At 71.0% G+C, this 12,318-nt stretch carries 9 protein-coding genes and 2 pseudogenes; 5 read left to right on the top strand and 6 right to left on the bottom strand.

The genetic code is table 11. The features are described from left to right. Nucleotides 1-59: 59 nt before the first annotated feature. The gene (locus ACY45C_RS09200) at nucleotides 60-554 is read right to left on the bottom strand and encodes a type III secretion system chaperone family protein (RefSeq protein ID WP_462187202.1); all 495 of its coding nucleotides are present in this window, start codon (nucleotides 552-554) and stop codon (nucleotides 60-62) included. Between the two features lie 56 nt (nucleotides 555-610). Then, nucleotides 611-1,918, bottom strand: a complete 1,308-nt coding sequence (mshA, locus tag ACY45C_RS09195; RefSeq protein WP_462187201.1) for a D-inositol-3-phosphate glycosyltransferase — start codon at nucleotides 1,916-1,918, stop codon at nucleotides 611-613. Nucleotides 1,919-2,164: 246 nt separating this feature from the next. Between mshA and ACY45C_RS09190 the strand changes: the two are divergent. Continuing rightward, nucleotides 2,165-2,959 (top strand): annotated as a pseudogene (locus tag ACY45C_RS09190) (class I SAM-dependent methyltransferase); the annotation flags it as partial. A gap of 93 nt (nucleotides 2,960-3,052) precedes the next feature. Here ACY45C_RS09190 and ACY45C_RS09185 read toward each other — a convergent pair. The 4 genes and pseudogenes from ACY45C_RS09185 to ACY45C_RS09170 form a co-directional block, all read right to left on the bottom strand. Then, nucleotides 3,053-4,000 (bottom strand): annotated as a pseudogene (locus ACY45C_RS09185) (aldo/keto reductase). Nucleotides 4,001-4,117: 117 nt separating this feature from the next. After that, nucleotides 4,118-4,645, bottom strand: a complete 528-nt coding sequence (locus tag ACY45C_RS09180; protein ID WP_462187200.1) for a hypothetical protein — start codon at nucleotides 4,643-4,645, stop codon at nucleotides 4,118-4,120. A gap of 164 nt (nucleotides 4,646-4,809) precedes the next feature. Continuing rightward, nucleotides 4,810-5,586, bottom strand: coding sequence for a helix-turn-helix domain-containing protein (locus ACY45C_RS09175; RefSeq protein ID WP_462187199.1), 777 nt, complete (start codon nucleotides 5,584-5,586; stop codon nucleotides 4,810-4,812). 411 nt (nucleotides 5,587-5,997) lie between these two features. Next, nucleotides 5,998-7,227, bottom strand: coding sequence for a DUF349 domain-containing protein (locus tag ACY45C_RS09170; RefSeq protein WP_462187198.1), 1,230 nt, complete (start codon nucleotides 7,225-7,227; stop codon nucleotides 5,998-6,000). 278 nt (nucleotides 7,228-7,505) lie between these two features. On the opposite strand from ACY45C_RS09170, the gene ACY45C_RS09165 reads away from it, so the two are divergent. The 4 genes from ACY45C_RS09165 to ACY45C_RS09150 are packed head-to-tail and all read left to right on the top strand — an operon-like array spanning nucleotide 7,506 to nucleotide 11,936. After that, nucleotides 7,506-8,411, top strand: coding sequence for a carbohydrate ABC transporter permease (locus ACY45C_RS09165; protein WP_462187197.1), 906 nt, complete (start codon nucleotides 7,506-7,508; stop codon nucleotides 8,409-8,411). Beyond that, the gene (locus ACY45C_RS09160; protein WP_462187196.1) at nucleotides 8,408-9,373 is read left to right on the top strand and encodes a carbohydrate ABC transporter permease; all 966 of its coding nucleotides are present in this window, start codon (nucleotides 8,408-8,410) and stop codon (nucleotides 9,371-9,373) included. Before ACY45C_RS09165 ends, ACY45C_RS09160 begins: the two co-directional genes overlap by 4 nt. A gap of 12 nt (nucleotides 9,374-9,385) precedes the next feature. Next, complete coding sequence (locus ACY45C_RS09155; protein ID WP_462187195.1) at nucleotides 9,386-10,744, top strand: extracellular solute-binding protein; 1,359 nt, start codon at nucleotides 9,386-9,388, stop codon at nucleotides 10,742-10,744. Between the two features lie 25 nt (nucleotides 10,745-10,769). Further along, nucleotides 10,770-11,936, top strand: a complete 1,167-nt coding sequence (locus ACY45C_RS09150; RefSeq protein WP_462187194.1) for an ABC transporter ATP-binding protein — start codon at nucleotides 10,770-10,772, stop codon at nucleotides 11,934-11,936. Nucleotides 11,937-12,318 lie beyond the last annotated feature (382 nt).

The following is a 12,318-nucleotide window of genomic DNA, read 5'->3' as shown; positions in this document are numbered from 1 at the left end:
GGGTACAATGGGGGCGCGTGAATCGCCGGGAAGCACCGCGTCCTTCTCGGGATCGGGTCTCATCCCGGCTTCGTGGCCGAGCCGGCGTCGGCGGCCAGCTTGGCCCGCCACGCCTTCTCCCGCTCGATGGCGGAGGCGAATCCCAGCGCTATCGCCGGGTCGAAGTTCTCGTCGGCGTAGGAGCCGACGCAGCCAAGGAGGCGGTCGATCTCCTCCGCGGTGACCGCCAGCAGCGGGACCTGCCCGGTGAGGAAGATGTCACCGACCCGGTCGATGGAGAAGTGCACCCCGTAGGTCTTCGCGTTGCGGCCGAGCAGGAATCCGTAGGTGCCCGTCGCGTTCTCCGCCGGGGCGCGCATAAAAAACGCCTCGACGAGCAGGGTGTGGTCCTGCACGACGAGCCACGTCATCGTGCGCAGCTTGTGCTCGCCCTCCAGCGCGACGAGGAACGAGCCGGTGTCGACATGGTCGTAGGCGAGACCGAGATCCTTGAGCGTGTCCTCGATCACCACGTCGAGCCGGTTGCGTTCCGCCGCGTCGATGGGTGCCGTCATGGCTGGGGCCTCCCCGGTAGCTGGTAGACGATGCCGGTTCCGGCGGAGATCCTTTCTCAGACGGCGACGGCGGTGGGGCTCAGCGCGTGCCGGTAGCTGCGCAGCACGCCATGGGCCGTGGCCGACCAGCCGAACCCACCGGCCCAGGCCACCGCTCCGGCGGAGAGCCGGGCCCGCCATCGTGGCTGGCGCAGCAGCCGATCCAGCGCGTCAGCATAGACGGCGGGGGTCCGACCGGCGACGAGCAGCCCGGAGACACCGTCGGCGACCGCGGTGCACAGGCCCCCGACCGCCGCGGCGACCACCGGAGTGCCGCAGGCCTGGGCCTCGAGCGCGACGAGGCCGAAGCTCTCGCTGTGACTGGGGACGACGACGGCGGTGGCCGCGCGGTACCAGTGGACGAGCTCCTGCTGCGGGGCCGGCGGTTGGAAGCGGACGCGATCGGAGATCCCGAGAGACGCCGCGAGCTTGACCAGGGCGTCGGGTTGTTCCAGACCGGATCCGCTGGGGCCGCCGACCACGGCGACGGTGAGCCGCGAGCGGCGGGCGGGATCGCGCCGCAGCAGTTCCGCGGCGGCGCACAGCAGCAGATCGGGTGCCTTGAGCGGTTGGATCCGGCCGACGAACAACAGCAGGTCGTCGGCGGGATCCACGCCGACGCGGGCCCGGGACTGCGCCATGTCACCTGGCCGGAAGACCTCCAGGTCGACGCCGGGCGCGACGACGTCGATCCGGTCCGACGCCGCGTCGTACAGATCGGTCAGGTGCCGGTACTCGTCCGCCGTGGAGGCGAGCAGCCGGGTGGCCCCCCCGATGACCTCCTGTTCGCCGAGCAGCCGGCTAGGCGGCTCCGGGCGGTCTCCGGCTGCCAGCGCGCCGTTCTTGATCTTTGCCAGCGTATGGGAGGTGTGCACGAGCGGGACACCCCATCGCCGTGCCACCGCGAGACCGACCTGACCCGACAGCCAGTAGTGCGAGTGGATCACATCGAACCACCCTGGTTCGTGCCCGGCCTCGGCGCGCAGCAGAGCTGCGGTGAACGCACACAGCCAGGCGGGAAGATCCTCCCGGTGGATCTCCTCGTACGGGCCGGCGTCGACGTGGCGGACCGTCACACCCGGCAACAGCTCGGCCGAGGTCGGCAGCTTGCTGCTCACCGCGCGGGTGAACACCTCGACCTCCACCCCCAACGCCGCGAGCTGCCGCGACAGCTCGACGACGTAGACGTTGAGCCCCCCGGCATCGCCCGTTCCCGGCTGCTCCATCGGTGAGGTGTGCATGGACAGCATCGCGACCCGGCTGGGCCGCCCGCGCCGTTCGGGCTCACCGCGGACCTGGGCGGCGCCGCTTCTGATCAGACGCATCGAGCACCTCCGCATCTCCACATCTCCACGTCCCCGGCGCCTGCCCGACACGACCCACCCTGCTGTGGACGAACACGTCTCCAACCGTTCTACCCGGCCGGTTGTCAGGTCAACTGTTGGTCTCCCCCCTTCGGGGTCCCGGCCGGCCCCTGGTCCGCCGGCCTGCCGGTCTGCCAGGGTGGATCCGTGACGAACTCTTCCCGTCGGGCGCGGCGGCTCGCGGCCGGACGGGCGCGTGCCCTCGGGATGCCCACCCGGGGTACCACCGCGCCGAACCGGTTGCGACGGATCGATCGCTGGACGCTCGACGCGGCCGCCGCGCTGCTGCGTGGGGCGGCGGATCCCCTGGTCGTCGATCTCGGCTTCGGTGCGTCCCCGGTGACCACGGTGGAGCTCTACGAGCGGCTGCGAACGGTGCGTCCGGACGTGCGCGTCGTCGGCCTGGAGCTCGACCAGGACCGGGTCGCCCGGGCCGTCCCGGCCGCGAGACCTCCCGGGCTGCGGTTCACCCGCGGCGGGTTCGAGCTTCCGCCGCCGGGGGAGCGCCCGGTGCTGGTGCGTGCCCTGAACGTGCTACGGCAGTATCCCGAGGCTGCGGTCCCCGGCGCGTGGGCGACGATGCTGGCGCGGCTCGCCCCCGGCGGGATGCTTGTCGAGGGAACCTGCGACGAGACGGGTCGGCGCGCCTGCTGGTTCGGTCTTCCGGCCCCGGGAGCGGCGCCGGCCTGGCTGCCGTCCGGCGCGCGGAGCCCGGCCGGGCCCACGCTGACCCTCTCCGCGCATCTGGCGAGCCTCGCCCGTCCGTCCGAGCTCGCCGAGCGGCTCCCCAAGGCGCTCATCGAGCACAACGTACCCGGCCATGACGTCCACCGGCTGTTCACGGCCTTCGACCGCGCCTGGGAGCGGGCCGCGCCGCGGGCCGTCTTTTCCCCACGCCAGCGGTGGATCGCCGCAGTGGCGGATCTGCAGGCCCAGGGCTGGCCGGTCCGCGGCGACCGGCGGCGCTGGCGGCTGGGCGAGCTGACCGTCGACTGGCCCCCGGCGGGCGGTTCGGACGTTCTGCCGGCGCGGTGCGGGACGTCCCGGCGGAGATCTGGCGGGACGCCCCGGATCGTGGGTCCGTCGGTCCCGCGTTCAGTCGGCGGGACGGCGGGTCACGGCGATCTTGTCGAGCACCGTGAGGTCGTCCGCGCGGGGCTGCCACTGACCGGCCACGGCATTCGCGCGCACCTGGACCGGGCTGGTCGCGCCGGCGATGACCGAGGCGACCCCGGGCTGGGCGGCCAGCCCGCCGATCGCGACGTCCAGCAGCGACCGGTCCCGCTCCCGCGTAAAGGTTTCCAAGGCGTCCAGCCGGTCGAAGACCTCGTCGGTCAGCTCGTCCGGCCGGCCGGCCAGCCGGGTGCCGGCACCTCGTCGCGCTGGTACTTGCCGGTGAGCAGGCCGTTCGCCAGCGGGTAGTACGGGATGACGCCGATGCCGTACTTCTGGGCGGCCGGCACGAGCTCTGCCTCCACGCCCCGTTCCAGCAGGTTGTAGTGGTTCTGTGCGGAGATGAAGCGGGTCGCCCCGGACGCCCGGGCGGTCCACTCCGCGTCGGCGACCTGCCAGGCATCGAGGTTGCAGGCACCGATGTAACGGGCCTTGCCCTCCTTGACGATCTCATCGAGGGCCTCGAGCGTCTCCTCGATCGGCGTGAAGGCGTCCAGGGTGTGCAGCTGGTAGAGGTCGATGTAGTCGGTCTGCAGCCGGCTCAGCGAACCCTCGACCGCCTTGCGGATGTACCGCCGGGACGCCCGCGCGCTGAAGTCCTGGCCGTACATGCCGCCCATGTCGTTGCCAAATTTCGTGGCGAGGACGACATCGTCGCGGCGGCCTCGCAGCACGTGCCCGAGAAGCGTCTCCGAGCCGCCCTTGTTCCCGTAGGTGTCGGCCGGTGTCGAAGAACGTGATCCCGGCGTCGAGCGCCGCGTCGACGACCGCGCGGGTGCCGGTGAGGTCGACGCGCGAGCCGAAATTGTTGCAGCCGAGGCCGACGACAGACACCAGTAGTCCGGAGGATCCCAGCGGGCGATAGCGCATGAGTTAATACAACACATCGGACCACGGGCCCCGGGCACCAGGCCCCGGACCCGTAGTCGACCGGAACACGTCAATGATTGCCCGTTGGTGTTCCGGTGTGTCGATGTTCGCGGGCCGTTACTTCTCTGGGGCGGCCTCGGTCACGGCCCGGCCGACCGCCTCGGCCGCCTTGCGGCTCGAGGTGCGTGCGGCGCGGGTCTGGCTCACTGCCGTCCGGGTGTGCTGCACCGCCTCCTCCGTGGCCGGGCTGCGCCGGATGCTCGCCACCCGCTTCTCCCCCCGAGTGGCGAAGCTGTTGTAGAGGTGGGTGGCGCGTCCCTGCAGGTCGGAGATCTGGGAGGTGACGGTGGCCGGCAGCGCACGCACGGCCGTCCCGACCTGGGTCGGGACCCGCGCCGCCTGGGTGGGCAGCGCGCCGACCCGGTCGGAGATCTTCCGAACCTCGGTGCTGGTGGTCGTCGGCAGGGCGAGCAGCTTCGCCACAGCGAGATCCGCCGCTCCCACCGACGCGTAGAGCGGCTTGCGCACCTCCGCCAGCGGAACCTTGACCTCGGCCCTCGCCTCGGCCGTGTCCTCCTGGGTCTGCGTGCTGACGCGGGCGGTGGGACGGCTCGCGGGGCGATTCGTCGTGCGCGTGGTGGCCATGATGTCTCCCTCGGTTCGAAGATTCGTTGATTTCGTGTAGAGATTTCTTGTTAGCGATTCGTCGCCGACGGGTGAAAGGTCGGGTAAATGATGCGAGGGTCAGGGTGGTGATATGCCGTACAGGAACGGAGTCCTGCTTGTCGCCGCAGTCCCCGCCGGTCGACCTAGGTCTGATCGACCGGGTTGTCGGTGGTCGGCTGCGGAGCCGGTGCTGCCGGGGCGGGTGTGGACGCGGGGGGAGCGCCGGTGATCGGACTGCTCTCGGCCCTCGTCGCCGTCGGTTCGCCTCCTGTGGCCTTCGATCGCCTGGTGCGGCCCGTGGCGGTTCCCGGTGACGGCCTGCCCGTACCGTCCGACGGGGCCGACCGTGCCGCGGTGGTGGTGCCGCCCCGGGATGTCGTTGACGCCTCTCGGGCGGATTTCCGTTTCGTCGTCGGCTCCGCGAAGGTCGGTCCCGCGGTGGCGGCCGAACCCCGTGCGGACGACGAACCACCGATGGCGGCTGGACTCGCGGTCGGGGCGGCGGGCTCGCCAGGGACGAACCCGCGCGACCCGGCCTCGGCGTCGCCGTCCGGGTGGCCGCGGCCGGCCCGCGCCGCGATGGCGTTCTCCCGGCAGAACGCCTCGTAGATGTCGAGCACGACCTGCTTCTGTCGTTCGGACAGGGATTCGTCCGCGAGCACGGCAGCCATGACGTTCTCTCCGCCCTGCCGTTTCTCCAGAATTCCGGCCTGCACGTAGAGCACTTCGGCGGAGATGCGGAGCGCCTTCGCGATCTGCTGAAGAATCTCCGCGGACGGCCGCCGGAGGCCTCGCTCGATCTGGCTGAGGTAAGGGTTGCTCACCCCGGCCTGCTTGGCGAGTTGACGAAGGGAGATCTGTGCGGTGTGCCGCTGATCGCGGATGAAATCACCGAGATCGCGCACATTCAGGGCCGCCACCGGGTCGAACGCCTCCTTCGCCGGAGGGCGAGGCGGGTTGCCGCGCCCATGGCGGGCGCCCCGCCATCCGTGAACCTCGGCATACGGCTGGACCCTGCGGCCGAGGACGCCGAGGACGACTGCCCGCCGAGAGCCCGCCGTCCGTGGACGCTGCGATTCAGGGGAGGCCATGGTGCCTCGGCAGGCTCCGGCCGGTACGGAAACGAGTGCGCCGCCACAACACATCACCAACGCAGCCGACGATACGTCGGGTTGCTAACTCTGGCAAGCGGTCAGTTAGCGCTCTTTGGACGTGTCCGCCCCGAGGTGCACCACCTGGTACTCCGCGGACCGTCGCCCCTGTGACCACGGCAGATGCCGCAGTTCCCCGTTTTCGGGCCCACCCGAAGCGCCCGTGCCTGCCGGCGCGGCTCAGTCGTTGTGGGACTGTCCCTCGGCCTGGGCCAGCCAGGCCCGCTGAGTGGCGAGGGCGGACTCGGTGTCGGCGATCTCCTTGGTGCGTCCGGCGGCCCGGGCCCGGGCCAGCTTCGCCTCCAACTTTGCGACGGATTCCCGCAGCTTCGTCACGAATGGTGAGGAGGAGAGGGATCGCTGGGCCCAGCGAGCATCGGAGGCCTCGCGCAGCTTGTCGCCGATGGCCGCCATCTGCCGCTCCAGGGAGCCCGCGATCTCCCGGGGGACCCGTCCGATCTCGTCCCAGCGGTCCTGGATCTCCCGGAGACGACGCAGCGAGCGGTCGGTATCGGCCGGATCCAACGCCGTCGCCTCGGCCAGCAGTTCCTCCTTCTTGACCTGGTTTTCGCGCAACTCGGCGTCGCGCTTGGCATTGGCCTCGTTGCGGCGGGTGAAGAAGGCGTCCTGTGCCGTACGGAAGCGGCTCCACAACGCGTCGTCGATATCCTTCGCCGCGCGACCGGCGGCCTTCCAGTCGGCGAGCAGCGCCCGGTAGCGGGCGGTCGTGCCGGCCCAGTCGGTGGAGTCGGACAGCGCCTCCGCCTCGGCGATGATCGCCTCCTTCCGTTCCCTTGAACGGGCCCGCTGCGTGTCGAGGGCGGCGAAGTGCGCGGTCCGGCGGCGGGTGAACTCGTCCCGGGCCGTGGCGATGCGCCGCCACAGCGCCGAGTCGGTGCGCTTGTCCAACGAGCCGGCGGCGCGGAACTCCTCGGCGAGCGCGCGGAACCGCTCCCCGGCGGTCTTCCACTCCGAGCTGCGGCCGAGCCGTTCGGCCTCGGCGACCAGCTGCTCCTTGGCCGCGGCGATCCGGCCGGCCCGCTCGGCCCGCTCGGCGGCGAGCGCGGAGCGATGTTCCTCAGTGGCGGCGACCACGGCCTCCAGCCGCGTGCGCAGCGCCTCCAGATCACCGACGACCGCGGCCTCGTCGAGGGAGCCGAGCAGCCGGCGGGCGCTGCCGACGATCCCGGCCGGATCAACCCCGCTGACCGTCAGCCGCCGTTCGAGCAGCTCGACCTCGGCGGACAGATCGTCGAAGCGGCGTTCGAAGTGGGCCAGACCCTCGCGGAGACTGCCGGCACGCCATGATCCGACGGCACGTTCGCCGCTGGCCGTGCGAACGAAGACCGTGCCGTCGTCGGCGACACGCCCCCAGGCGGAGGCGTGGTCGGGCTCGCTGCGGTCGCTCATGGTGTTCCCGAAGATCGACTGACGTTTCCTGCCATTCTTGCAGGCGTTGGCCGTTGAGGGGACAGCCGCCACGGATCGGTCACCACGATTCGCCGTCGACCGGGTGCGGCGCGTCGGCCGTGGGGGTCGATCCGAGCCGTCGGCGGTGTTGCGTGGGCCGTCGGCGGTGTCGCGTGGGATGTGGACGGACCGGACGACACGTGCAGGCACCGGCTGCTCCCCCGCGGGAGCCACCCCGTACCGGCATCCCGGCACAGGTGGGGCCAGGATGCATAACCGTGACGCGTGAGGTGGGTGGTAGCCGGGCGGGCTGGCGAGTCGGCGTGTTGTTGCTGCCGGCGTTCGTGGGACTCGGTGTTTTCGTCGTCGGGCCCGCGTTGATGTCGGCGTTCATCGCGGGCACGGACAAGACCCTGACGGGGCCGCGTTTCGACTGGGTCGGCACGGCGAATCTGCGTACCGCTCTCTCTGACGCGGACCTGGCCGGCGCCGTGCGCAACACGCTGCTGTACTGCGCCCTCACGGTGGTACCGGCGGTCGCGATCGGGCTGGCGCTCGCGCTGGCCGCCGAACGGGTGACCCACGGTCGGGCGCTGGTGCGATGTGCGCTGTTTCTGCCGGTCAGTGCGAATATTGTGGCCATGGCGGTCGTGTTCGCCTACATGTTCGACAGTAGCCCCGACGGTCTCGCGAACACCATCGTCGGGCTGTTCGGGGTGGCTCCGGTCGACTGGCTCGGCGACACCTCGACCGCGTTGCCGGTGGTGGCCCTCGTCGGTGGTTGGCGGCTGACGAGCTTCGTCTTCGTCGTCTATCTCGCTGGGTTGACGGCGGTCCCGAGATCGGTGTACGAGGCGGCGGACGTGGACGGCATCCACGGATTCGCCCGGCTGCGTCACATCACCCTGCCGCTGCTCGCCCCGACGACGATCTTCCTGGGGGTGTTCGTCACCATTTTGACCCTGCAGACCTTCGAAACGGTCGCGGTGCTCACGAAAGGTGGCCCCCTGGACTCCAGTACGACGATCATTTACTACATTTACGAGGTCGGCTTCACTGGATCGTTCCGCATCGGATATGCCTCGATGATCGCCCTGATGCTGTTTGTCGTGATCGTGGCACTGGGTGCCGCTGGTGGGCTGCTCGGGCGCCGCATCCGACGCACACGGGAGGCCGCCGCGTGAGCGTCGACACCTCCAGCCCGGTGCCCGGGCCCACGCCCCGTGGCCACGCCGTGCGGCGAGCCTCGCGTCGGCGGGCCCCGCAACCGGGATCGGCGCCGGCGCCGATCCCGGCATCGCGGCGCGGTCGCCGCCGGTCACCGGCCGGACCGACGATCGGGCGTCTCGTCCTGCTCACGATCGGCATCGTCGCGGCCGTCCTACCCTTCGTCTGGATGGTGCGGACCGCCATCGGGCCGCGGCAGACCGCGCTGGCGCTGACGTCGAACCCGATCCCGTCCAGCATCGACCTGAGCTCGTTCGACCGCGCCTGGTACGCTGGTGATCTTGGACCCGCCCTGCTCACGGGGGTGGCGGTGAGCCTGGCGATCCTCGCGTTGCAGCTCGCGACGGCGATCCCGGCCGCCTACGCCTTCGCCTGTCTGCGCTTTCGCGGGTGTACGGCCGCCTTCGCGGTGGTACTCGCCACCCTGCTGGTGCCGACCCAGATCACCGCCGCGCCGAACTACGTCACCATTTCCGCGCTCGGACTCGCTGACACCCGGGTCGGCCTGGTCCTGCCGTTCATGACACACGCGGCGATGATCTTCATGTTCCGGCAGTACATGAGCACCATCCCGGGGTCGGTCCTGGAAGCCGCGCGGATGGACGGGCTCGGTACCTGGCGGACGCTGTGGACGATCATCGTGCCGCTCGCCGCGCCCGCGATCGCCTCCGTATCGGTGTTCAGCTTCCTGTTGTCGTACAACGAGTACCTGTGGCCGCTGCTGGTCGCGCGGTCGCCGGACATCGCCACCCCGCCGCTGGCGCTCGCGCGCCTGATGACCGACTCCTCCTCCGTCATTCCGGACTTCACCGAGCTCGCCGCGGCCGCGCTGATCATCAGCCTGCCGTCGCTCGTCGTCTTCGTCGTCGCCCAACGCCGTCTCGCCGCCGGAATCACCGGTACGGGTGCCGGTGCCTGAGAGGAGGAACGTGTGATCCGTATTCGCCGAATGCTGCCGCTGCCCGTCGCCGCTGCGATGATCATCCTGACCGCGTGCGGCGGCGGTGGTGACGCGGGCCCGGCAGACCCCGCGGAGAGCCTGCGCCCCACGGCCCGCCCGGCCGGTGCCGGCGTCGACAACGTGGCGGGCGCCAAGGCGTCGCCCGCCTGCGTGGCCCAGGTCAAGAGGCTGCGGATGTCCGCCGTCGGCACGCTCAACGACGTCGCGAAATCCGGCAAGGCCTATCTGGAGAAGGCGCATCCCGGCCTCACCGTGGACCTCAACACGAGCGCGCCGGACTACACCTCCCTCGTCCAGCAGATCAGCGCCGACCGCTCGGCCGGCCGTTCCGTCGACGTGGCGGTCGCCGGCTTCGACCTGCTCCCGACCTTCGCCCGGGACCTCGGCGCCCAGGAGCTCTCCCCGCGCCTGCTGCGCGCGTCCTACGACCAGCGGCTGGTCGGCCTCGGGCAGGTCGCCGGGAAGCAGATCGGCATTCCTCAGCAGGTGTCGTCCCTGGCCCTGGTCTACAACCTCGACGTGCTGCAGAAGGCCGGCGTCGATCCGGCGACGCTGGGCACGACCGACGGGGTGATCGTCGCCGCCGACAAGATCAAGGCTTCGGGTCAGAACATCCAGCCCCTCGACCTGCCGACCGGCCAGCAGTTCGGGCAGTGGATCCTCAACACCCTGGCCAGCTCCAAGGGGACGTCGATCCAGGACGCGAACGGTCGGCCCGCCCTGCACACCCCGGCGGCCCGCGAGGCCGCCGCGTTCCTCGCGAAGGCCGCGAGCTACGGCACGCACTCCGCCGACCCGACCCAGCAGGGCCTGCTGCGGTTCGGCATCCGCCGGCAGACGGCGATGACCGCCGTGACAGTGGCCTCCGTGGCCGGTGGGCTAAGGTTCATCGCGGGGCAGGGGACTAAGGGTTTCCGGGCCGGCGCGGTCCCGTTCCCGACCCTGCCCGGCGGGACCCAGCACCCGGTCGCGGGCGGCAACGCGCTGACGGTCCTGTCCACCGACCGCTGCCAGCGGGAGATGGCGACCGAACTGGTCGTGTCGCTGCTCTCGCCGGACGTCGTGGCCGCGAGCACGGAGGCGTTGAGCTACATCCCGGTGGATACTCAGGCTGTCAGCCAGCTCGGGTCGTTCTACGAGACCTATCCGCAGCTCAAGCCGTTCAACGCACTAATCCCCTCGCTGGTGAAGGCGCCGGCCTGGAGCGGGGCCCGCGGCGGGGAGGTCCCGAGCGCGATCTCGGACCAGGTGCAGCGCATCCTCAAGGGTGAGGACTCGGTCAGGGCTCTCGCCGCGGCCCAGAGCCAGGCTGTGGAACTCACCCGTTGACCGGCGGACGCCGTGGGAGAGACCGATGACCCGGATCACGGAACCGGCCGACGGACCCGTCGCGGTGACGGCCGCCACCGTGGGGGTGCCGATCGAGATCGACGGGCTGAGCCGGTCGTTCGGCCCGGTCCATGCGCTGCGCGACGTCACCCTGACGGTTGCGCCGGGGGAGATCGTCGCGCTGCTCGGACCGTCCGGCTCGGGTAAGTCGACGCTGCTGCGGATTTGCGCCGGGCTCGAGGAGCCGACGTCGGGTGATCTGCGTTTCGGCGGGGTCAGCCAGCTTGGCGTCGCACCCCACCGCCGGGACGTGTCTATGGTCTTCCAGCATTTCGCGCTCTACCCGCATCTGACGGCGCTGGAGAACCTCACCCTGGCGTTGCGTTACGGCCGTGGCCTGCCGAAGGCCGCGGCGGTGGCCCGGGCCCGTGAGACGCTGGACATGCTCGGCATCGGTGAGCTGGCAGCTCGCCGGCCCGCGAAGATGTCCGGGGGCCAGCGCCAGCGGGTCGCGATCGGCCGGGCACTCGCGACCCGGGCCCGGGTGATCCTGTTGGACGAGCCGATGTCGGGGCTTGACGCCCAGCTCCGGGTCGATCTGCGGGTCGAGATCGTGGGCCTGCTGCGCCGGCTCGGCACCACCGCTCTGTTCGTCACGCACGACCAGGCCGAGGCGATGGCGGTCGGTGACCGGGTCGCGGTGCTCAGCGGCGGCCGGTTGCAGCAGATCGGGACGCCCGACGAGATCTACGACCGGCCCGCCACGCGCTTCGTCGCGGCATTCGTCGGCAGCCCGCCGATGAACGTCCGGGAGGGACGCTGGCATGACGGCCAGCTGCGCGGGGACGGATTCGCCCTGGCCGCCCCCGCCGGCGCGACGGCGTTCGGAGTCCGGCCCGAGCACCTGGTCCTGGCTGCGGGGGCTTCCACCGGATCAGGATTGGGACCGGCGGACGCCGTGGTGGCGCCGGTGGCGCTGGCGTCGCTGGCGTCGGATGCGCTGCGGGTGACCGGTGAGGTCGTGGTGAGCGAGCGGCTCGGAGCGGAGCGGACGGTGCACGTCCGGACCTCCGCCGGGGTGCTCGCCGTCCGGGTCGACGCCGCTCAGGTGCTCGGCGTGGGCATGCCGGTCACCCTGCGCGCACCGCTGTCCACCCTGACCTTCTTCGACGCAGCCGGCGCCCGGATCTGACGCGGCGCGGCCTCGCCCCGCCGCGGCCGTCCCCTTCCCACCGCGCGTCCAGTCCGATCGGCGCCGCGTGAACCGCGGAGGGGCCCTTCCCATGGGCATGTCCCCGACTGCCCGATTCGCAACGGAATTCCTGACCGGCCGACGTGGTCGTGTTCGGTCGAAACAGGAATATAACGCGCTTTTTTCGGACGGCTCGGCGGACATGCGTGCAATCAGGGCCCGCCAGTGGTCCGGGAGTGACCTCTGTGCACGCATCGCACCGGAGTCGTCTCTTGGAGCACCAAGATGTCGCGACATAGCGTTAGTAGGTGCTCACGGAAGTGGCCCTGGAGATGCGACTACGAGGAGAACGTCGATGCTGACGGATAACGCTCATGCCTGC

The sequence above is a fragment of the Frankia sp. CcWB2 genome, assembly GCF_977927585.1.
The sequence above is the reverse complement of the archived record's forward strand: the minus strand, read 5'-3'. Positions and strand labels throughout refer to the sequence as shown.

Coding starts and splice junctions, on each gene's coding strand:
- ACY45C_RS09150 (WP_462187194.1), top strand. CDS start 10,770: ATGACCCGGATCACGGAACCGGCCGACGGACCCGTCGCGGTGACGGCC.
- ACY45C_RS09170 (WP_462187198.1), bottom strand. CDS start 7,227: ATGAGCGACCGCAGCGAGCCCGACCACGCCTCCGCCTGGGGGCGTGTC.
- ACY45C_RS09180 (WP_462187200.1), bottom strand. CDS start 4,645: ATGGCCACCACGCGCACGACGAATCGCCCCGCGAGCCGTCCCACCGCC.
- mshA (WP_462187201.1), bottom strand. CDS start 1,918: ATGCGTCTGATCAGAAGCGGCGCCGCCCAGGTCCGCGGTGAGCCCGAA.
- ACY45C_RS09200 (WP_462187202.1), bottom strand. CDS start 554: ATGACGGCACCCATCGACGCGGCGGAACGCAACCGGCTCGACGTGGTG.